The sequence below is a fragment of the Mesorhizobium sp. M1273 genome (assembly GCF_040318195.1).
Taxonomy (GTDB): Bacteria; Pseudomonadota; Alphaproteobacteria; order Rhizobiales; family Rhizobiaceae; genus Mesorhizobium.
On sequence record NZ_JAMYLV010000016.1, the window covers coordinates 119082 to 140095 of the forward strand.

Annotated in this window: 18 protein-coding genes and 2 tRNA genes; 8 read left to right on the forward strand and 12 right to left on the reverse strand. The window is 63.4% G+C overall.

Annotated features, from left to right (window positions below):
* The first annotated feature begins 2 nt into the window (after window positions 1-2).
* The gene (locus tag NKH30_RS18790; RefSeq protein ID WP_352833280.1) at window positions 3-746 is read left to right on the forward strand and encodes a creatininase family protein; all 744 of its coding nucleotides are present in this window, start codon (window positions 3-5) and stop codon (window positions 744-746) included.
* Between the two features lie 50 nt (window positions 747-796).
* On the opposite strand, the gene NKH30_RS18795 is transcribed toward NKH30_RS18790, so the two are convergent.
* From NKH30_RS18795 to NKH30_RS18805, 3 genes are all read right to left on the reverse strand, one after another.
* Window positions 797-1714: a carbohydrate ABC transporter permease gene (locus NKH30_RS18795; protein ID WP_352614125.1), complete on the reverse strand. Its 918-nt coding sequence runs from the start codon at window positions 1712-1714 to the stop codon at window positions 797-799.
* A 13-nt stretch (window positions 1715-1727) separates the two neighbouring features.
* Window positions 1728-2849 (reverse strand): carbohydrate ABC transporter permease, encoded by a 1122-nt coding sequence (locus tag NKH30_RS18800; RefSeq protein ID WP_352456633.1) that lies wholly within the window; start codon window positions 2847-2849, stop codon window positions 1728-1730.
* A gap of 128 nt (window positions 2850-2977) precedes the next feature.
* On the reverse strand, window positions 2978-4642 hold the full coding sequence (locus NKH30_RS18805; protein ID WP_023674663.1) for an ABC transporter substrate-binding protein: 1665 nt from the start codon (window positions 4640-4642) through the stop codon (window positions 2978-2980).
* A 293-nt stretch (window positions 4643-4935) separates the two neighbouring features.
* Between NKH30_RS18805 and NKH30_RS18810 the strand changes: the two genes are divergently transcribed.
* Genes NKH30_RS18810 through rbsK form a run of 3 tightly spaced genes read left to right on the forward strand, consistent with a single transcriptional unit; the run spans window position 4936 to window position 7424 of the window.
* Complete coding sequence (locus NKH30_RS18810) at window positions 4936-5994, forward strand: ABC transporter ATP-binding protein (RefSeq protein WP_352996538.1); 1059 nt, start codon at window positions 4936-4938, stop codon at window positions 5992-5994.
* A 31-nt stretch (window positions 5995-6025) separates the two neighbouring features.
* A complete protein-coding gene (locus NKH30_RS18815; RefSeq protein ID WP_352471958.1) occupies window positions 6026-6478 on the forward strand; it encodes an RbsD/FucU family protein in 453 nt (150 codons plus the stop codon).
* Between the two features lie 4 nt (window positions 6479-6482).
* Window positions 6483-7424 carry a ribokinase gene (gene rbsK, locus NKH30_RS18820; protein WP_352501556.1) on the forward strand — a complete coding sequence of 314 codons (942 nt, stop codon included), beginning with the start codon at window positions 6483-6485 and terminating at the stop codon, window positions 7422-7424.
* Window positions 7425-7517: 93 nt separating this feature from the next.
* Here rbsK and NKH30_RS18825 read toward each other — a convergent pair.
* A tRNA-Asp gene (locus tag NKH30_RS18825) sits at window positions 7518-7594 on the reverse strand.
* Window positions 7595-7811: 217 nt separating this feature from the next.
* On the opposite strand from NKH30_RS18825, the gene NKH30_RS18830 reads away from it, so the two are divergent.
* Window positions 7812-7887: transfer RNA gene (locus NKH30_RS18830), tRNA-Val, on the forward strand.
* A 20-nt stretch (window positions 7888-7907) separates the two neighbouring features.
* Window positions 7908-8411, forward strand: coding sequence for a hypothetical protein (locus NKH30_RS18835; protein ID WP_352471956.1), 504 nt, complete (start codon window positions 7908-7910; stop codon window positions 8409-8411).
* A gap of 201 nt (window positions 8412-8612) precedes the next feature.
* Here NKH30_RS18835 and NKH30_RS18840 read toward each other — a convergent pair whose 3' ends face one another.
* The 6 genes from NKH30_RS18840 to NKH30_RS18865 all read right to left on the reverse strand — a co-directional run bounded on the left by NKH30_RS18840 (window position 8613) and on the right by NKH30_RS18865 (window position 14207).
* Entirely contained in the window at window positions 8613-9269 is a 657-nt protein-coding gene (locus tag NKH30_RS18840; RefSeq protein WP_352996539.1) for a GNAT family N-acetyltransferase, read from the reverse strand.
* Complete coding sequence (locus tag NKH30_RS18845) at window positions 9266-10045, reverse strand: SDR family NAD(P)-dependent oxidoreductase (RefSeq protein ID WP_352542604.1); 780 nt, start codon at window positions 10043-10045, stop codon at window positions 9266-9268. Before NKH30_RS18845 ends, NKH30_RS18840 begins: the two co-directional genes overlap by 4 nt.
* On the reverse strand, window positions 10042-11037 hold the full coding sequence (locus NKH30_RS18850) for an ABC transporter permease (protein WP_352542603.1): 996 nt from the start codon (window positions 11035-11037) through the stop codon (window positions 10042-10044). The genes NKH30_RS18845 and NKH30_RS18850 overlap by 4 nt, the downstream gene beginning before the upstream one ends.
* 162 nt (window positions 11038-11199) lie before the next feature.
* On the reverse strand, window positions 11200-12240 hold the full coding sequence (locus NKH30_RS18855; RefSeq protein WP_352501557.1) for a sugar ABC transporter substrate-binding protein: 1041 nt from the start codon (window positions 12238-12240) through the stop codon (window positions 11200-11202).
* A 39-nt stretch (window positions 12241-12279) separates the two neighbouring features.
* A complete protein-coding gene (locus NKH30_RS18860; protein WP_352471950.1) occupies window positions 12280-13044 on the reverse strand; it encodes an ATP-binding cassette domain-containing protein in 765 nt (254 codons plus the stop codon).
* Complete coding sequence (locus NKH30_RS18865; protein WP_352619162.1) at window positions 13041-14207, reverse strand: ROK family transcriptional regulator; 1167 nt, start codon at window positions 14205-14207, stop codon at window positions 13041-13043. The genes NKH30_RS18860 and NKH30_RS18865 overlap by 4 nt, the downstream gene beginning before the upstream one ends.
* Window positions 14208-14520: 313 nt before the next feature.
* On the opposite strand from NKH30_RS18865, the gene NKH30_RS18870 reads away from it, so the two are divergent.
* The gene (locus NKH30_RS18870; RefSeq protein WP_352898360.1) at window positions 14521-15312 is read left to right on the forward strand and encodes an alpha/beta fold hydrolase; all 792 of its coding nucleotides are present in this window, start codon (window positions 14521-14523) and stop codon (window positions 15310-15312) included.
* Between the two features lie 74 nt (window positions 15313-15386).
* Here the strand turns inward: NKH30_RS18870 and NKH30_RS18875 are convergent, their stop codons facing one another.
* Together NKH30_RS18875 and NKH30_RS18880 are read right to left on the reverse strand one after the other, a co-directional pair.
* On the reverse strand, window positions 15387-16679 hold the full coding sequence (locus tag NKH30_RS18875; protein WP_352745729.1) for a M23 family metallopeptidase: 1293 nt from the start codon (window positions 16677-16679) through the stop codon (window positions 15387-15389).
* Between the two features lie 138 nt (window positions 16680-16817).
* Window positions 16818-17285 (reverse strand): peroxiredoxin, encoded by a 468-nt coding sequence (locus NKH30_RS18880; protein WP_352766847.1) that lies wholly within the window; start codon window positions 17283-17285, stop codon window positions 16818-16820.
* 96 nt (window positions 17286-17381) lie between these two features.
* Here NKH30_RS18880 and NKH30_RS18885 point away from each other — a divergent pair, with 96 nt between their 5' ends.
* Window positions 17382-20756: a hypothetical protein gene (locus NKH30_RS18885; protein ID WP_352996543.1), complete on the forward strand. Its 3375-nt coding sequence runs from the start codon at window positions 17382-17384 to the stop codon at window positions 20754-20756.
* Window positions 20757-21014 lie beyond the last annotated feature (258 nt).

Consider the following 21014-nt stretch of genomic DNA (forward strand, 5'->3'; position numbering starts at 1 on the left):
TCATGCGCTACGAATTGATGCTGCCGCATCAGATACGCAAGGTGATCGCCGAAAACCGGCCGGTCGTGTTGCCGCTGGGTGTGCTTGAATATCACGGCGAGCACATGGCCGTCGGCATGGACACGCTGGCGGTGGTCAAGAGCCTGGAACTGTTCGAAAAAGAAGCCGAGATCGTCATTCTGCCGCCCTTCTATTACGGCGCGGCGAGCTATGCTGTTGCAGCACCGGAGGGCAGTGGTTCGCTGCAGGTCGGCGGCAATGTGCTGGCGCCATTTGCGGAAGAACTGTTCTATAGCCTGCTGCGCATCGGCTTCCGCAACATCCACGCCATCATTCACCACCAGACCGAAAATTTTGCCGCCGGCATGCCAACCGATCTCGCCTTCAAGGCCGCCGGCCGGCAGGCGATCTTCCGCTTCCTGGAGAAAGAACGTGGCGAAGGCTGGTGGGGCTCTGCGGCGATGGCTGACTATTATGCCGAACACGCCGAGGGCAGCAATTTCTTCAACTGGGTGCAGGTGCATCCGCTGATGCCGGCCTCACTGCACAGCCAGTACCCGTTCGACCATGCCGGCATCGGCGAGACGTCGCTGATGCTGGCGCTGTGCCCGGAGGCGGTGGATGCCGGCCGCTTCGCCGACAACACCGGCTGGTACACGGCAAGTGCGCCCGAAGCTTCGGCGGAATTGGGGCAAAAAGGGGTTGCCATGATCCTCGAGCATTTGCGAGCAACACTTTCGGGTTAGCGCGCTTTTCCCTTCTCCCGCAACAAGGGGAGAAGGGAGAGCCGGCGCAGTTATTTCACCGCGCCCGCTGTCATGCCCATGATCAGGTAACGCTCGAGCGCGATGCCGATGACGGCGAGCGGCGTGATGGCGGCGGTGGCAAGCGCTGCCATCGACCACCAGTTGATGCCTTGTGAGCCGGTCTGGCTGGCCACCATGACAGGGATGGTCTTTGCGTCGGTCGAGGTCAAAAGCGCGGCGAAGAAATACTCGTTCCAGCACAGCACCATCGCCAGGATGAAGGCGGCGACCATGCCCGGCAGCGCGATCGGCATGACGATGCGCAAGAAGGCGCCCCAGATCGACAGGCCGTCGACGAGTGCTGCCTCCTCCAGCTCCACCGGGATGGAGTTGAACTGGTCGCGCATGATCCAGATGACGATCGGCAGCACCATCAGCGTATAGAGCAGGATCAGCCCGACGCGTGTGTCGAGCAGGCCGACCTCCCGGTAAAGCACGAGGAAGGGCAAGGCCAAAACCACCGGCGGCAGGATCAGCTGAGACAGGAAGAAGAAGGAAATATCCTCGTTCCTGAACCAGGCGAACTTGTAACGATAGCGGGTCAGCCCGTAGGCGGCGAGGCTGCCGATGACGATGGCGAGGCTCGACGCGCCGACCGAAGTGATGACCGAATTCATGAAACGCTTGATGAATTCGTCGCGCACCGTCGACGTCCGAAAGATCGAGTCCGGCGACAGGCCGAGCGAACGCCAGCCTTTCCAGTCGGGCCGGAAGTCGACGAACGGGATCAGATGGCCCTGGGTGACGTCGACCGCGGTCTTGAACGAAGTGGTTATCGTCCAATAGATCGGGAACAGGCAGATGAAAGCCCAGAAGATGAGCGCGCCGTAGATGAAGACGCGGTTGGCGACGAAGCTCGCCGGCGAGCGGATTTCGGAAGCGGCATAGTCGGTGGTCTGAACGCTCATCTTGCCGGCCCGGTCAGTTGACGTTGCGCACGAAGCGGCTGGCGAACTTCAGCAGCCAGGTCACGAACACGATGATGATGATCAAATAGGCCATCGCCAGCATCGTGCCGTAGCCGACGTTCGAGCGGTCGCGATACTCGCGGTAGATGAAACTGGACACCGAATCCGTCGCGCCGCCCGGGCCGCCGGAGGTGACGGTGATGATGATGTCGGCGAGCTTCAGCTTGAAGATGATGCGCAGGATGACCGCCGTCACCGACACCGGCAGCATCAGCGGGAAGGTGACCTGCCAGAAAGTCTGCCAGGCAGTGGCGCCATCGACACGCGCTGCCTCGAGCACCTCGCGCGACATCGCCTGCAGGCCGGCGAGCAGCATGATCATCATGAACGGGATGAACGTCCACGCGTCGAGCACCATGATCGAGATGCGGGCGGTGATCGGGTTGGAGAAGAAGGCCGGGTTTTCCCAGCCGAGGTGGCGCGCCAGCGTCGCGGCGGGCCCGAAGCGGTATTCCATCAGCGACTTGCCGATCATCCACGACACCGCCACCGGCGACAGCATCAGCGGCATGAGAAACACGACGCGGAAGAATTTTCGTGCCCTAATCTGCGCGTTGAGCAGCAGCGCCAGGCCGAAGGCGATGACATATTCGACGAACACCGCCAGCACGTAGAGCACCATGTTGAACAGCGCGTTGCGATAATAGGCGTCGTTCAGCATCTGCCAGAAATTGTCGAGCCCGTTGAACTGCCGTCCGCTGAAGGAACTGAGGTTCCAGTCGGTCAGCGCGATGTAGAAGCCGAACAGCGTCGGGAAGATCACCATGGCAATGGTAAACAGCAGCGCCGGCAGCAGGAACAGAGCGCGCTGGCCGTCCTCGCCGCGCGTCAGCACCTGGCCGATGCCGAGCGCGACACCCCACAGCACGTAGGCGTAGACCACCGGCCGCCAGGTGTCGAAGCCGATAGTGTCGACCTCGCTCTTGTAGAGGATTTGCAGCGCGATCACCGCCAGAAGGCCGAGCGTCGCAGCAGCCATCAGCGCCCAGCCAAGCCGTTTGCGGCTCCGCGGAATCAGGTCGGATGGCACGGCGCCTGCCGGCCATTCACTTGTCGACAAAGTCTGGTCAGCCAGGGTCCGGTCAGCCACGCGTCTTGCCTGTTCACAGGAGGCTCGATGACCGGCCGAGCCGATCGAGGCCGGGCCGGTAAAGCGGATGTCCGGCGGCTGTGCGCCGCCGGACGAGGTTTCACGATCTCAGCCTACATGCCGAGCGATGCCTTGTAGAGCTTGACCTGTTTGTCGCGGCCGATCTGGTCGGTCAGCTTCTCCCAGGCGGCTGCGATGGCATCGGCGCCTTCCTGCGCCTTCATCTTGCCGGCAAAGGTGTTGGCCAAAATGTCCTCGGCGGCGCTGTAGTACTGGAAGATGCCGGGGATGCGCGGCTCGATCGCCGCGTTGGGATGGTTGTAGCTGTCGGCTTCCGACTTCAGATACGAGGTGATGAACGCCTCGTCGTAGCCCGCCGCCACCCATTCCGGAATGTTGAAATGCGAGTTGCGATAGGGCTGGAAACCCGACGGATAGGCCGCGCACCAGAGCGACAGGTCCTTGCCGCCGAGGTGGGCAGCGGCAGACCATGCCGCCTTCTTCTTCTTTTCGTCGCTGTCGACGCGGGCCATGACGTAAACGCCCCAGCCGAGATAGGCGCAGTTCGGCGCATGGTTCGGGCCGCTGGCGAGCTTGTCCCACTGGCCGGTCTTGGAGTTGTAGACATCGTCCGAGCCCGGCAGGATCGAGAAGCCGGTGATGTCGCCGACGACCGAGGAATCGTTGGTCTTGACGTTCGAACCGACGTCGCCCCACCAGGTAACCATCGAACCGGTGCCTGCCAGGAATTGCTGGAAGGCGGTGGTGTTCGGGTCGGCGTTGATCTGGTCGGCAGGTTCGGAGGGCAGGGCATCGATGACGTCCTGGATCGCCCGCACCCATGCCGGATTGTTGACGCGCGGCTTCATCGTGTCGGCATCGAACAGCCAGGCCTTGTCATCGGGATGCTTGGCGTAGGCGCTGGCGCGGCTGCCGAGGAAATAGAAGCCGAAACCGCCCCAGGGCTTGGGCGCATCGAGGTAGCCAAAGACATCCTGGCCCTTCACCTGCTTGCCCTTGAGGAATTTCGTCACCGCCTGCACCTGCTGCCAGGTCTTCGGCACGCCCCATTCGCCTTCTCCGCCGCCGTCCTTCCAGGCCTTGGCGAGGTCGGCATCGGCAAACACGTCGGTGCGGTAGTTGAAATTATGTGCGTCGCCGTCAACGGTCACGCGATATTGCTTGCCGTCCCATGTGCCCACCGGCGGCTGCAGATAGGCCACGACATCCTTCATGTCGATCTGGTCCTTGACCCAGTCCGGCATCTCGGAGGTGAGACCCTTGCCGCAGACGTCGCCTTCGAACGGTGCCCCCATTTCGATGATGTCGAAATCGACGGTGCCGGTCGCGATCGACTGCTGCAGGCGGGCGTTGTAGTCAGCCTGCGCCAGGTCGATCCAGTTGATCTTGGCGCCGGTATAGGTCTCCCACGGCTTCAGGAAGCCGCGAAACAGCACATTGTGCAGGTTCTGGTTGTTGAGGCCCATGAAGGTGAGTTCGACACCGGCGAATTCGCCTTCCTTGACATTGGCCTTGGTGGCGCCAAGGCAAAGCTCGCCGACCTGCTGGAAGTCGGCATCGGTCGGCTGACCCTTGCCGACACCCGGAATCTGCAGGATCTGCGCACGCAGGTCGTCGGCGGCCGCAGCCGTGCGCGTCAGCGCACCAAGCCCGGCGCTTGAGGCCGCCGCGAGGGCGGCCATGCTGGCCGCTCCCTTCAGCACGTCGCGGCGGGTGGCCCCGGCGCGGACAAGTTGGTTATAAAGGCTGACTTTCATTTCGTTCCTCCCAGAAGGTCAATTGTGAATTGGTTCAGATGGTGGAGCGCCGATTATGTTCCCCAACGACAGCGACTCCGGTAAATAGCGGCCCGAATTCTCCCTCCCGCGACGCTTGGCATTCAGTGCCGGACAAGCGTACCGGTGCGCCCGGAACAGGGTCATAAGCCGGACACTGTCACTATTCGCACAACGAAGTGCGGTGTCAACGTGAATGGGTTTTTTATCTATAAGAGACTGACTTGCCCTCGCCGTTTGCGTTGTTTAGCTTCACGGCAACTGAAGGGGGAATGATGGCTCAAGTCGCGATCCGCAATGTGGCCAAGGCGTTCGGAACCGTCAAGGTTCTGCACGATGTCAGCGTCGACATCGCCGACGGGCAGTTCGTGGTGCTGGTCGGGCCTTCCGGCTGCGGCAAGTCCACGCTGCTGAGGATGGTGGCCGGGCTGGAAACGGTCTCCGGCGGCACCATCGCCATCGGCGAGCACATCGTCAACCATCTGCCGCCGGCCAAGCGCGACATCGCCATGGTGTTCCAGAACTACGCGCTCTATCCGCACAAGACGGTCGAGCAGAACATGGCCTTTGCTCTCAAGCTGCGCAAAACCGACCCGGCGGTGGTCACTGAGCGGGTCAAGCGCGCCGCCGACATCCTCGACCTCAATCCCTACCTCAAGCGCTATCCGCGCCAGCTCTCTGGCGGCCAGCGCCAGCGCGTCGCCATGGGCCGCGCCATCGTGCGCAACCCGCAGGTGTTCCTCTTCGACGAGCCGCTCTCCAATCTCGACGCCAAGCTGCGTGTCCAGATGCGCACCGAGATCAAGGAACTGCACCAGCGGCTGAAGACCACCACCATCTACGTCACCCACGACCAGATCGAGGCGATGACAATGGCCGACAAGATCGTAGTGATGCGCGACGGTCGCATCGAACAGGTCGGCGCGCCGCTGGAATTATTCGACCGGCCGGCCAACCTGTTTGTCGCCGGCTTCATCGGCTCGCCCTCGATGAACCTGCTCAAGGGCGTCGTGCGCAAGGGCGACAAGCCCGTCGTCGAGATCGCCGGGACGCCGTTCCCGATTGCGGCGACCAGTGCCGTCGAGGATGGCCGTAATGTCGTCTACGGCGTGCGGCCCGAGCACCTCGAAATCCATCCCGATGGTGTTCCGGCGAAGATTTCGGTGGTCGAGCCGACCGGCTCCGAGACTTTGGTGTTCCTGCGCTTCGGCGAGGGCGAGATGGTGGCGCTGTTCCGTGAGCGCCACGACTTCAAGCCGGGCGACACACTGCACCTGAAACCGCGGCTCGACCAGGTGCATCTCTTCGACGCAGAGACCGGCAAGCGTCTCTGATTTCGCCCCAGCAAACTTCGCGAGGAATGCCATGCTCAAAGGAATCAATCCGCTGCTCAATGCCGATGTGCTGCAGGCGCTGCGGGCGATGGGCCACGGTGACGATCTGATTATCGCCGACACCAATTTCCCGTCCGATTCGGTGGCGCGCCAGACCGTGCTTGGCCGGCTGCTGCGCATCGATGCGTCGGCGGCCGACGTGGTCAAGGCGGTACTGTCGCTCTATCCGCTGGACACCTTCGTCGACGATGCCGCCGCGCGCATGGAGATCGTCGGCAAGCCGGACGACATTCCCGCCGTGCAGAAGGAAGTGCAAAAAGAGATCGATGCCGCCGAGGGCAAGGCCTGGCCGATGATCTCGGTCGAGCGCTACGCCTTCTACGAACGCGCCAAGAAGGCCTATTGCGTCATCCAGACCGGCGAGCGCCGCTTCTATGGCTGTTTTGCGTTCCGCAAGGGCGTCGTGCCACCGGATGCGGAGTAGCGGGATGCCGGCGAATCCGATCGTCATGAAGCCGGTTGTCATATTGGGCGTCTTCGTCGCCGATACGGCCTACCGCGCCGCCCGCCAGCCGCGCATGGGCGAGACGATCCTGGGCACGTCCTTCACGCTCGGCCCCGGCGGCAAGGGCTCGAACCAGGCGGTGGCGGCCGGCCGGCTCGGCGCCGACGTCACCTTCCTTACCCGCCTCGGCGTCGACCCCTTTGCCGATATGGCGAGACAGACCTGGTCGCACGCCGGCGTGAAGAGCGCCGTCATCGACACACCGGAAAGCTACACCGGTGCCGCCTATATCTTCATCGAGGAGACGAGCGGCAACAACGCGATCATCGTCAGTCCGGGTGCGGCGATGCTGATCTCGCCCGCCGATATCGAGGCAAATGCCGGCCTGATCCGCGCGGCCGGCGTTTTCGTCACCCAGCTCGAACAGCCGATCGAGGCGGCGCTGCGGGCGCTGGAGATCGCGCGCGGGGCAGGGGTGACCACCATCCTCAACCCGGCGCCCGCGGCCAGGCTTCCGGACCGCATCTACACGCTTTGCGACTATGTCACGCCGAACGAAACCGAGGCCGAGGAACTGACCGGCATCAAGGTGTCCTCGATCGACGACGCCCGCCGTGCCGCCGACAGCCTGCTTGAGAAGGGCGTTGGGGCAGTCATCGTGACGCTTGGCGAAAACGGTGCGCTGCTGCACACGGCCGATCGTTCCGAGCATGTCGCAGCGGTCGCCGCCGGCCCGGTGGTCGAGACCACAGGCGCGGGCGACGCCTTCAACGGCGGCCTGGCTGCCGCGCTGTCGAGGGGGATCGAACCTCTGGAAGCGGTGCGCTTCGCCTGCGCCGTCGCCGGCATCTCGGTGACGCGCCCAGGCACCGCGCCGTCCATGCCGACGCTGCAGGAAGTCGAGGCGCTGCTCGCCAAGAGGTGAGACCGTATGGATTACATCATGAACGACGACGGTTTTTGACAAATCAACGTCGACATTTCTCCGACACCAGGGGACGTGACCCCAAAGGAGAAATGGCGCGAGTGACGGGGCTCGAACCCGCGACCTCCGGCGTGACAGGCCGGCACTCTAACCAACTGAGCTACACCCGCGCATGGACGAGCACGTGTCAGCCGTGTTCGTCGTTGGGGCGGTGGATAAGGGGTAAGCCACCGGGTGTCAAGCGGACCCGGACAGCATAACAGCAAACAGCAGAAGGTTTTTTGACAAGCCGAACTTTGTTGCCGAAACCGGCTCCCGGCCAAGCCACTGGCCGCTCATTTGGCCTTGCGAAGCCGGTCCTAACTGCTTAAAGGTCCGGCCCGGAGCGGGCGATTAGCTCAGTTGGTAGAGCGCTTCGTTTACACCGAAGATGTCGGCGGTTCGAGCCCGTCATCGCCCACCATTTTCCTCGATGTGTTCAGTTTGGGCTACACCGCTCAAGCTGATCGCCAGGTGAGACGCATCCGACCACTGTGCTACTCGGACTTTGGTCTGATTCAAACTGTCTTTCCGCAGGGACTTAAGTCTGATCTGCTTGCCTCTCATGAGGGAAACGATTGCCGAAAGCTACAACTTGCAGTATCTCAATTGCGTATGGGCATGGGCGGGAGCGAAAATATTCCTGGATGGCTTGCGAGTCATCTTCCGGACGATCCCGTGATCGCAGGAGATCTCGCGGATAAGATATCGAAGGAAGCTGAAAAAAACCGGCTTCCAGGCGATCGGGTTGTGAAGACAACCCGTAACGAAGAAGACACCTTCAAGAAAGAACAAGTCGAAGCTTATCCCGACGCCGCGGTTGCAGGAGTCTTTGCCAGCGGTTCATTCCTCGCCCTGTTGGTATTAGCCATTTATCTGCTTTATGTGCTCTCGATTGTGGCCGGGGGAACGGTCGCGGATGTTCCCCTGCCGCCCATACTGCACTAGTAGACGCTCCGCCAACACTCGGATTAGCCCCGCACCGTGTTGATGCTGGTGACTTTCGTGTCTGCGGTGGAGCACGCGACGAAGGTTTCGTTCCCGCGGCAAAGGTGTTCACGCGGGGCAACTGGCTGCTGCAGAACGGCAGCATTGTACGTCCATAGGCCTCCCGGTTCTTTGCAACTTGGGCGATTGGCCTGTCGCAGATCAGCCTGCAATCGCCGGAGCGTGAGCAATCCGTTTCGCCACATAAACACAACGCTTCGATGAATCAGCGTCCTGCACCACCTCAAATCCAATCGCCTTGTAGAACCTTAGCGCACCATCGTTCTCCGGCATGACTTCGAGGTGGATGCCGGTCGAGCCGCTCGCGGCAAGCCCCTGCTCGAGGAAGGCCATCGCGCGCCTGCCGATGCCTTTCCCGCGCGCTTGCGGCAACAGGTCGATATGGCCATGCGACGGATAGGCGGTCAGCGCAGGCGGAACAGCGAAATCGGGATGATGGACCCGATGCCGCGCCCAGTCGCTGCCGCGCCAGCGCGAGCTGTCGGGTCCCGGGTCTGCCACGCGCCGCTGAAGGTCGGGATACCAGTCTGATGCCAGGCTGGCATTGAAAGCGCTCGTATCGGCCGCGCCAAGCAGGTAGCCGGCCGCACCTGCGGGACTATCGATAATGAAGGCCAGCTCGGGTTCGAGCACCTGGTAGGGAATAGTGTAGAGGAGGCCGAGCAGTTCCGGGTCGTCCTCGCGGCCGCTGGCGTCCTTGCCGGCATCGCCGGTCTTGAGACAGATCATCGCAAGCGCTGCATGATCGGCGGTGGTCGCCCGGCGCAGGAAGACACCGCCGCCGAAATCGAGGATCATGGCGGCAGCAGCCGGAAATCCTTGCCCTCGGGCAAAAGCTGCCCGCCGTCGACGATGATGGTCGTGCCGGTGATGTAGCTGGCATCGTCAGAGGCCAGGAACAGGAAGGCGTTGGCCACGTCGCGCGGGCTGCCGAGCCGGCCGAGCGGAATGGCGTCTTCCATGTTCTTGATGAAGGCCGCACCGCGATGCTGCTCTATGCCTTCGGTGAGGATGTTGCCGGGCTCGACGCCGTTGACCGTAATGCCGTAGCCCGAGAATTCGAGCGCAGCCGAACGGATCAGCCCATTGATGCCGGCCTTGGTCGCTGAATAATGGCCGTGGCCGGGGCTGGTGACATGCGGGCCGGTGATCGAGGAGGTGAACAGCATGCGGCCAAAATGCTGCGCCTTCATCGGCACCAGCGCCGCGCGTGCGGCGATGAAGCTGCCGCGCAAGTTCACCGCCATGACCCGGTCCCAGTCGTCGGAACTGGTGTTTTCCAGCAATTGCCAGGGATAGATGCCGGCATTCTGCACCATGATATCGAGTCGGCCGTGACGGTCGAGGGCCAGCGCCACGGCGGCTTCCGCATCGGCCATCTGCGAAATGTCGGTATGAATGAAGTGGGCGCCGACCTCATCTGCCGTTGCTCGTCCGGCTTCGGTCTCGGTATCGGCCAGCACGAGCTTTGCGCCTTCCTCGGCAAAGCGCTGCGCGATCGCCTTGCCAATGCCGCGGGCAGCACCGATGACCAGCGCCACCTTGCCGACAAGCCTTCCGAGATCGCTAGTCATGCCAGCCTCTGGCGGATTGTCTGCCTGAATGCGTCGAGCAGCACGGCGGCAAGCACCAGCAGGCCGTGTATCACCAGGGTGAAATTGGCCGGCAGGCCCATCAAATTGATCGCCGTGTTGATCGCCGAGAGCAGCAGCACGCCGGCATAGACGCCGGGCAGGGTGCCGACACCGCCTTTCAGGCTGACGCCGCCGATGACGACGGCGGCAAAGGCGTTGAACAAGAATCCCGCACCGAGATTGGCACTGGCTCCGGAGGTGCGGATCGCCAGCAGCCAGCCGGCAAGGCCGGCGATGGCGCCGGCGAGAACGAAGGCTATGACGAGGTTGCGGTTGACGCGGATGCCGGCGCGGAAGGTCGCCGTCTCGTTGCCACCGATCATGACCAGATGGCGGCCGAAGGGCGTCTTGGCCATGACCAGCGAAGAGATGACGAAACAGGCAATCGCGATCCAGGCGGTGAGCGGCAGGCCGAGCAGGCGCTGGATGGCGAACCAGCGGATCGCCGGCGCAAGGTCCTGCGCCGAGCGGCCGCCGGAAATGACCAGCACCAGGCCGCGCACCCAGATGTAAGAAGCCAGCGTGATTATGAAGGCGCTCATCTTGACCCTGACCACCAGATAGCCGTTGAAGGCGCCAATGAGGCCGCCGATGGCAAGCGCGATGAGCAGCGAAACCGGAACCATGAGCCATTGCGGCTGCAACTGGATGCCAAGGCCGATGCCGGACGAGCAGAACAGGATGCCGACCGCCATGGCGCTGAGCGCCGCGACCGATTCGACCGACAGGTCCATGTGACCGGCGATGATGACCAGCGCCAGGCCGATCGACATCACGCCGAGCACGCTCGACGCCTCGATGATGTTGGCGAAGATACCGAGTTGGAAGTAGTTCGGGATAAGGATGGAAAAGACCACCAGCACGAAGACCAGCATGAACCAGACAAGATTGTCGAGGATGAGCTCGAGGGTTTGGCGCGTGCGGGGGTTCATCTCAGGATCCGGTTGGCGCCGACCCCGAAAAACCACTCGGTTTTCGGACTATCAGGCGTGGTTGAAAATTGCTGCAGCATTCCCGCGCGCGTTCGTTCGAACGCACCCGGGCTGCAGGGCTGGGCTCCGGGCCGGCATGGCCCGGAGCTTCTGGCGAGTTCGCTATTCGACCGGCTTTATGGTTTCGGTCGGCGGCTTCATGTTGCCCCAGAAGGCCGGGTTATCGACATTTTCCTTGGTGATCGCAGCGCCGGGGATCTTGATGTTCGGTCCCCACGCTTCCTTGGTCAGGGTTGATTTCAGGCCAAGCACATCATATTCGCCGGGCTTGATCTCCTGCTTGTTGACCACCTTGTCCATGAACATCGCGACCGCCGCGGCCTGGGCGTAGAGCGGCTGCTCGACTTCGACGTTGAGCCAGCCCTTGCGGATCAGGTCGAGGCCGACCGGAGCGCCGTTCGAGCTCATCAGCATGACGTCGCCCGGCTTCTTGCCGGCGGCCTCGAGCGAGGCGACGGCAGCGACCGAAAGATGCGCGGCATGGCTGAAGATCAGGTCGATGTCGGGGTTGGCGAGCATCTGGTCGGCAACGATGGTGCCGGCGTTGCTGGCCTCCCATTGCATGGCCGGCAGCGAGATGATCTTGACGTCCGGGAACGCCTTCATTTTCTCCTCGAAACCCTTCTGGATGTCGAGCGTGTAGGGATCGCCCGGATCGCCGAGCACCTGCAGGATCTTTCCCTTCACCGAGCCGTTCTTCGCGGTCAGGAGCTTTTGTGCCTGGTCGGCGGCGACGTAGCCGATCTCGACGGTTCCGGCCACCGAGGTGAAGTCGGACGGGGTCGAGGTGATCTGGCGGTCGAACTCGACGACCGGGATGCCGGCGGCACGGGCCGCCTCGATCGACGGTTTCAGCGCATTGAAATCGACGGCGGCAAGGATGATCGCCGCCGGCTTCAGCGCGATGACGTCGTTCATCTGCGATTGCTGAGCGTCGGTCTTGTTGTCGGCGTTCAACGTCTTCATCTCGTAGCCGACCTGCTTCAGGAACAGTTCCAGCGCGCTCACCGAGCCGGTCTGGAACTCATCGAGCAATGTCGGCACCATGTAGTAGATGGTGCCCTTGGACTGGGCGAATGCCGGCGTGAGCGTGGCAAAGGCCAGTGCCAGGATACCGAAGACGGAAAGAAGTATTTTCTTCATGTCGTTCGCTCCTCTTGCGCCGGACCCCTCATTTGTCCCTCAGTTCGCCGGTCCGGCACCGGCGAGCGTCTCTCCGGTGATCATGTTGATCACCGCGTCGGGACTTGTTTTGTTGCGTGCGACATCGCCCGCCACGACGCCTTGCCGGATCACCACGATCCGGTCGGCGACCTGGAAGGCCTGTTGCATGATATGGGTGATGATGACGACGCCGATGCCCTGGCTCGCCACCTGGCGGATCATGTCGAGGCCGCGCCGCGTCTGTTCGACGCCGAGTGCCGCGAACGGCTCGTCGAGAAGCACCAGCTTGCCGCCAAAATGCACGAATCGGTTGAGCTCGATGGCCTGCCGCTGACCGCCCGAGAGGTGCTCGACATTGGTGCGAAGCGAGGGAATGCGGGTGCCGGCGCTGGCCAGCGCCTTTTGCACCACCTGCTCCATGGCGCGCTCGTCGAGCACCGGAATGCCGAGAACCTTCCTGGTGATCTCGCGGCCCATGAAGAAATTGGCGACCACGTCGACATTGGTGCAAAGCGACAGGTCCTGGTAGACCGTCTCGATCCCCGCGGCCTTGGCCTCGGCGGGGGATTTGGCGAGGAATTCCTTGCCTTCGAACAGCATGCGGCCGGAGGTCGGCTCCAGGCCGCCGGCAATGATCTTGACCAGCGTCGATTTGCCGGCGCCGTTGTCGCCAAGAAGCGCCACCACTTCGCCCTTGTCGATCGAAAAGCTGATGCCTTTCAGCGCTTCGATGGCGCCGTAATTCTTGGCGACGTTGTCGAGCACCAGCAGCGGTTCGCTCATGCCGCGATCCCTTTGTTATGCAAGAGATCTCGCCCGCGTTCGCGCTCGGCGGTGAAGATCTGGCCGAAGCGCGGCGAAAGCACCCCCGAAACGGCAAGCGCGGCGGCGCCGCGCAACACGGCATGCTGGCCGCCGCGCGCGACGCTGACGCGGGGCGTCGTGCGGTCGCTTCGCGCCGACACCGAGTTGGGCAGGTGCGCGGCCGCGCCGGCAAGCCTTTCGAGCAGGTCGGTGGAGGCAAGCCCGCCGAGGATGATGGTTTCGGGATCGAACAGGTTTTCGATGATGGTGACGGCGTTGCGGAAGATCGGCGCAATCTCGCTCACCCACTCGGCGTCGGCGATGTTGCGGCGCCGCAGCGCCTCGAGCGAGAGATACCGTTCGAGGCAGCCGCGATTGCCGCACGGGCAGGGCTCGCCGCCCGGCACCGCGGGAATGTGGCCGATTTCACCGGCGTTTCCCCAGGCGCCGCGCAATGCCGCCCCGTCATGCACCATGACGCCGCCGAGACCGACGCCGAAATAAAGATAGTAATACTCGGAATATGCCGTTCCGAGACCGTAGAGGCGCTCGCCGATAGCAGCCGCCGCCATATCGGTTTCGAAAAAGGCCGGCAGTCCGGTCGAGGCGGCCAGCCGCTCGCGCAGCGCCACATCCTTCCAGCCGGTCATGGTGGTCGGCCCGACAAAGCTCATGGACTCCACGCCGAACGGTCCGGGTAGCGCCATGCCGATGCCGAGAACGCGGCCACCGGGCCGCAATGCCGTCAATTCGAGCACCATGGCGCCGATCAGCTCGAAAGCGTGGTCGGGCGTTGCATTTGGAGCTTCGCGGTAGGTGCTCTCGATAACATCGCCGCTTAGGTTGATCAGGGCGGCATTGATGCCCAGCGGGGTGACGTGGATGCCGACGGCATAGCCGCCTTCCGGATTGATGCGCAGCGTTGCCGGTGGCAGGCCGCGCCCCTTGGGCTCTTCGCGCAGCGACAGCACGTAACCGTGCTCTTCCAGCTCGCGAACGATGGTCGACACCGTCTGCACGGTGAGTCCGACCCGCCTGGCAATATCGCCGCGGGCGATCGGCCCGTGAAGGCGGATGGATTCGAGCACGATCCGCCGGTTATACGGCCGCCCGAACTCCTGATTGGTCCCGCGCAATGCCATGCCTTGTGCCCCCGAGAGAGGCCAGACTGGCACTAAAGATTTATTCAGTCAAATGGAATTCAAAAATAATTCGCCTGTGGCCAAGGTCCTTCTAACGCCGGCGAATTCGTGCCCGCCGGCGGATGGGCCACCTTTCCAGTATGAAGCGACACCGGCTGGACGGGACGCCAGGCATGACCTTGGCCGGCATTCCGATCAGCGCCCTGAAGCCCATTTCGGAACCCGGCTGTGAGCCGGCCAGGGATCGGAGTTCGTTGCGCCTTTCCGTTGCAGGGAGCATACTTGCTCTCGTCGGTCTGCGGGAGGAGATGCGATGCCGAAGCTGACCCTCGACGGGATTGATCTCGGCTATGAGGTGCGGGGCGACGGGCCGCCGGTTCTGTTCGTCCACGGCAGCGTCACGAACGGCATGATGACATGGTCCGCGCAGCTACCGCTTGCGGAGCGCTGGAAGCTGGTTGTGGTCGACCGGCCCGGATACGGATCAAGTTCCCCTGCCGAACGCGAGGATTTCGTCGTCGACGCCAGACTGGTTGCCGGATTCCTCGATCGGACGCATGACCTCTGGGACGAAAGCCGCGTCCATCTGGTCGGGCATTCCTATGGCGGCGTCATCTCTCTTCTTGCAGCAGCGATGCGCCCGCGAGCAATCCGTTCGCTCACGGTGATCGAGCCGCCGGCCTTTGACCTTGCGCGCGGGGATGTTGCCGTCAACGAACTCGTGACGCGCCTGAAGACCCACTGGCAAAGCGGACCCCGCGACGATCCCGCGCTTTTCTTGCGCCAGTTCCTCCATCTGGTCGGCTCGGCGATACAATTGCCAGACCCGCTGCCGCCCCCACTCGCGCAAGGCGCGGCCATGCTCGTCGTCGAACGCGGGCCATGGGAGGCCGAAATTCCGCTTCGGCAACTTGCCGATGCGCCGTTCCCGAAACTGGTGGTATCCGGCGGGCACAGCGCAGCATTCGACGCCGTCTGCGATGTGCTCGAAAACGTGCTTGGTGCCGATCGTGCCGTGATCGTCGGCGCGGGGCACAGCGTTCAGCAGACCGGTGAGCCGTTCAACCGGCGGCTCGGCGCGTTCATGGCTGCTGCTGAGGGCTGAAGCGATCCATTCTTTATATTGCCAGGCGGGCGGTTGGCCGCGCGACAGGCTTCACGCCGAATGAATCGCCGGCTCTACAGATACCGCTCGACCTTCTTGCCGACCGTCAGAAACCGCAGCGGATCGATTGCCTCGCCGTTGTGGCGGACCTCGTAATGCAGATGCGGGCCGGTCGAGCGGCCGCTGTTGCCGGTCTTGCCGATGATGTCTCCGGCATCGAGCTTCTGGCCGACGGCGACGTCGATTTCGCTAAGATGCCCGTAACGCGTAACAAAACCGTTGCCGTGGTCGACCTCGATCATGCGGCCGTAGCCGCCGTTCCAGCCGGCCTTGACGACAACGCCGGCTGCCGTGACCTTGGCTGGCATACCGATCGGCGCCCTGAAATCCATGCCGGAATGCAAGGCGGCCGTGCCGAGGATGGGGTCGGTGCGCACGCCGAATGGGCTGGTAACGCTGCGGCCGGGGGCGGGGTTGGCGAGCGGCAGCCGGCGCGCTTCCTTTTTAAGATGGTCCAGCGCGTCAAGAGCCTCGTCCAACTCCTTGACCTTGCTGTCGAAAACCAACGAGCTGTCGAGCGGTATCAGCGGCCCGCCGACGTCGCTCTTTTCGAATTCGCTATCGACCGGCAGGCCGGCGGCCTCGAGCGCCTGCGAGATCGCGTCGGCGCTCTTGTAGGCATTGTCGGCAAGTGTGGCGATGCGGGTGAGCTGCTGGCTCTCGATGGCCTTCAGCGAATTGTTGATCGAAACGAAGAGCTTGTCTGCCCGGTCGGCCGCGCTTTCGCTCGGTAGCGGATCGGCGCGGGTCGACCACAGCGAGAACGGCCTGGTGTCGTCAACGCCCACAGGAGCGGCAAGGGGGGCGGCAAGGCTGGCGACGGAATAGGCCGTCGGCTGGATGCTGCCGGTCGCGTCGGCATGTTCGTCCGGCTTTGCCGCCGGCACCGGCGGCGTTGCGACCTCGTTTTCGGCTCGTTCGAGGATCGGGCCGAGGCGGCCGTGACGCAGGCTGAGCTGGCTCTGCCGCTCCAGCAGCTCGCTGACCTTGGTTTCCATCAGCTGCTGATCGAGTAGCTGGCGGCTGGTGATGCGGTCGACCTGGCTGCGCAGTGCCGAGATGCGGTCTTCGTAGGCCTGCTGCATGCGCGCCTGCCGCGCCGTCGTGGCGCCGATCAGATCGTCGCGCAGCACCAGATAGGAGGTCGCCAGCAGGTAGCCGATGACGACCGCCGCCAGCGCCGAGCCGCAAAATGCCGCAAGCCACGGGCGTATGGTGAAATGCCTTATCTGGTCGCCCCGGGCGATGATGACCGTGTGGGGCTCTCTGCGTCTGCCGAAGACCGCTGACTGACTGGCTACGTTCACGGGACCAAGCTTTCGTTACGACACCAACGACGAGCCTGATTACACATTATTAGGGTTAACAAAGTTTTGCCGGATCGAACGACAACCAAAGGTCTTCGCGCAAAACGGGTATCGAATTACAGCGGCCTGGCGCAGCTCTCAAAGGGCGCGAACCGCCTCCAGCACTTCTTCGGCGTGCCCCCTGACGCGGACGTTGCGCCAGATCCTGGCGATGCGTCCGTCGCGGCCAATCAGGAACGTGGCCCGCTCGACGCCCATATAGGTGCGACCGTAGAGCTTCTTTTCCACCCACAAACGGTAAGCTTCGATCACTTTGCGCTCTTCGTCGGCGACGAGGTCGACGCTCAGATCGTATTTCGCCTTGAATTTGTCGTGTTTCTTGACGCTGTCCGGCGAGAGCCCGATGACGACGGCGCCGGCCTTCTCGAACTCCGGCTTCAACTGCGAAAAGCCGATCGCCTCGTTGGTGCAGCTTGTGGTGTCGTCCTGTGGGTAGAAATAGAGTACGATGGGTTTTCCCAGCAATGCGGCGAGGCTGAGTGAACCGCCGCCGTCGCGCGGAAGATCGAACTGCGGCGCAACATCGCCCACGTCGAGGTCAGCCATACCGATGCCCTTGTTTGAAGTTACGCGCCAGGCTGCATCGATATAATGTCGAGCGGGGATTCGTCCACGATCGAATTCGTTTCAACGGAAGATTGCGTGGATCAGGAGCTACCGCAGCACGAGAAGATCAGGTTCAGGCGTGACGAGATCACCGACCTGGGAACCTTTCCGTCCGCGTGCCGCGTCCCGCCGCTCGGCCAGGCGTCGATCGGTCGCGGCGTCCGTTTGATGGCGCGGCTGTTTGCCGGCCTTGTCGCCCTTGTGCTGCTGGCTGGCGCCGGCGTCTACGCGATCGGCGTGTCCGGCTTCGGCTCGGAGCGGCTTCGCGCGGAAGCCGAAACGGCAATCGAGAGATTGGCCGGCTTCGATGTCGACGTTGCCGTCGGGCCGGCCCGGCTGACGCTTGACGGGTCGAGCTTCATTGCGCTGCAGGTCAGCGACGTCAGCCTCAAGACCGCCGACGGAAAACCAATGGCCGATGCCGGCCGGGTCCGCTTCGGCATCCGGCTGATCCCGTTGCTTTCGGGCGAGGTACGGCTGACCAGCGCCCGGATTTCCGACGCGCACATCGTCATGGCGGCAATGCCGTCCGGCGGCGACTGGACGGCCGAGCTGCGCAACCAGGACGGCCTCATCGATCCGGAAAAACTTTCCGCCGCCGTCTTCGCCAACCTCAACCGCGCGCTCGACGCGGTGCGCGAGGATTCGATGCGCCAGATCGATCTGCGCAACGTCGAGCTGGCACTGCCCGAGACCGGATCGGTCAAGTCGGTCACCATCGCCGACGCCTCCGTCTCGCAGTCGGGACCGGGAAGCATGGAGTTTTCATCCGACGCGGATGTCGACGGCAGGGCGCTTACCATCGCCGCTTCCGCCACCCGCGATCCGGCGACGCGACGCATCACCACGCTGGACGCCAGCATCCAGGCAGCGGACGCCGACACTGCGACAGGTGGCAAATTGGGTGCGATCGCCTTGAAGCTGGCGGGGTCGGAAGGGACCGGCGACAACGGTTCGCGGCTGACCGCTGCCCTGTCACTGACCGGATCGGTCCTCGATCTCGGTTCGCGCGGCCTGCTTCCGGCCGACATCGATCTCGATGCAACACTCGTCGCCGGGTCGAACAAAATCCAGGTCGACAGTTTGCTGGTGAAAACCGGCCGCTCGACCTTCGATTTCGCCGGTTCGATCGGGCCGAAGCCGGCTACCGGCGCAGCGGGCGAGGAGCCATCCTATCGTTACGACCTGACCAGCGACGGTTCGACCCTGGCGCCTTCGGATTCGCCGGAGCCGGCGCTCAGCTTCATTGCCCGTATTGCCGGCGTCTACCAGCCGACGAGCCAAAAACTGGTCGCCGAGCAGATCGGCGTCCGGTCCGGACCGGGCAGCGAAGTGCTGGGCACGGCTTCGGTTTCATTCGTCGCCAACCAGGCGCCGGGCATATCGGTGGCGCTCAATGTCCACGACATGCCGGTCTCGCACGTCAAGCAATTATGGCCCTGGTTTTCGGCGCGCAATGCCAGGCTGTGGGTGCTCAAGAACCTGTTCGGCGGCCGCGTCGTCGATGGCAGCCTGCAGTTCCAGGTCGTGCCCGGACGGCTCGGCAACGGCGTGCCGCTTTCGGCCGATGAAGTGTTCGGCCGATTCCAGGTCGAAGGATCGCGCTTCGACACGGCCGGTCGCATTCCGCCGATCCGCGATGCCGTCGGCGTCGTCGGCTTCCACGGCAATGACGTCGACGTCGCGCTGTCGTCGGGCAGCGTCTATATGCCGAGCGGCCGCACGGTGGCGGCGAGCAACGGCACGCTCACCGTCAAGGCGGCGAACCATCCGCCGGTGATCGGCGCGCTCGACATCGATGTCGCCGGCGAGGCGCCGGCAATCGCCGAGCTGGCATCCTTTGACCCGATCAACGCCATGCGCCATGTCGGCCTGCTGCCGGACGACCTGTCCGGCACGGTGACCGGCCACGTCAAGGCCGATATTCCGCTGCAGTCCGGTGTCGACTCTTCCAAACTCGATTGGCTGGTGGCGCTCGACTACAAGGACCTGTCGCTGGGCAAGCCGTTCGAGGGCCAGACGGTCAGCCATGCCGACGGCTCGATCACGGTCGCGCCCGACCGGGCGGTGATCTCGGCCAAGGCGCTGCTCAACGGCATTCCGGCCGAGCTCGACCTGATCGAGCCGCTCAGGGATGGCGGCCCGCCGCGCAGTCGTAAAGTGGCGCTGGTGCTCGACGACAAGACGCGCGCCACCGCCATGCCTGGCCTGTCGACGCTGCTTTCCGGAACCATCAAGGTGGCGATCGACAAGAGTGGCACCGGCAACCAGAACGTGTCGGCCGACCTGACCAATGCCAGGCTGGACATTCCCTGGGCCGGCTGGAGCAAGGGCCCCGGCATTCCCGCCAAGGTGGTCTTCGCCATGGCGAAGACCGGCGACACCACGACGCTGTCCAATTTCGAACTCGACGGCAAGACCTTCTCCATCGACGGCAGCGCCGTGCTGGTCAACGGCGCCTTGTCCTCGGCCCGGTTCAGCAAGGTCACGTTGAACAGGGGCGACGACGTCGCCGTCTCGGTGAAGCGGTCGGGCAAGGCCTATGCGGTCGAGGTCAGCGGCAGCGCGCTGGACGCACGCTCGCTGATCAAGCAATTCACGTCCGATGTCGACACCGCCACTAAGACCACCGGCGTCGATGCGATCTCGGTCAGTGCCGACGTCAGCTCCCTGACCGGCTTCCACGACGAGGTGCTGTCGAATTTGAAGCTCGACTACAGCGCCGCAGGCTCCCGGGTGAACGGGCTCAAGGTGAGCGCCACGGCAAGTTCGGGAGCCGCCATCACCATCAGCAACACGGCCGGCGGCGGCCTGCGCACGCTCAACATGAAGTCGGCCGACGCCGGCGCCATACTGCGCTTCCTCAACATCTACGAGCATATGGAAGGCGGCTCGATCACGCTGGCGCTCACCGGGGCCGGCGACGGTCCGATGAAAGGCCAGGTCGACGCCAAGAACTTCTTTGTCGTCAACGAGCCGAAGCTCGCCTCGATCGTGTCGACGACGCCGGCCGGCGACAACCGCAGCCTCAACGAGGCGGTCAAAGGCAATCTCGACACGTCGAGGGTGAAGTTCGAGCGCGGTTTCAGCGAGATCGATAAGGGCAGCGGCTATCTCAAGCTGCGCAACGGCGTGCTGCGCGGCTCGCGCATCGGCACCACCTTCCAGGGCACGCTCTACGACCAGAACAACAATATGGACATGACCGGCACGTTCATGCCGGCCTACGGCGTAAACCGCATCTTCGGCGAACTGCCGCTGATCGGCGCACTGCTCGGCAACGGCCGCGACCGCGGCCTGATCGGCGTCACCTACAGGCTCAAGGGCAACGCCAACAAGCCGAACCTGGAGGTCAATCCGCTATCGGTGATAGCGCCCGGGATTTTCAGGTCGATCTTCGAGTATCGCTGAGGTCAAAACCCAATTACCTCGAGCGACCGAGTTTTGATCTTAAGCGGCCGCTCGTCCGCCCCGCGAATTCACGCCCATGATCCAAAGGCGACTGACGTCCGCCCGGGCCTAAATGGCCGCTTTGCGCCTAATGCACGAACCCGCTTCGCGGGAGAGGCGCCTCGTTCTGAGATGGCGCGACTGCCATTTTGACTTGAGCGGGTAGAGGGGTCGATCTGACCATGGAGTTCCCTTCAACGAGAGGAACTCGCCATGGCT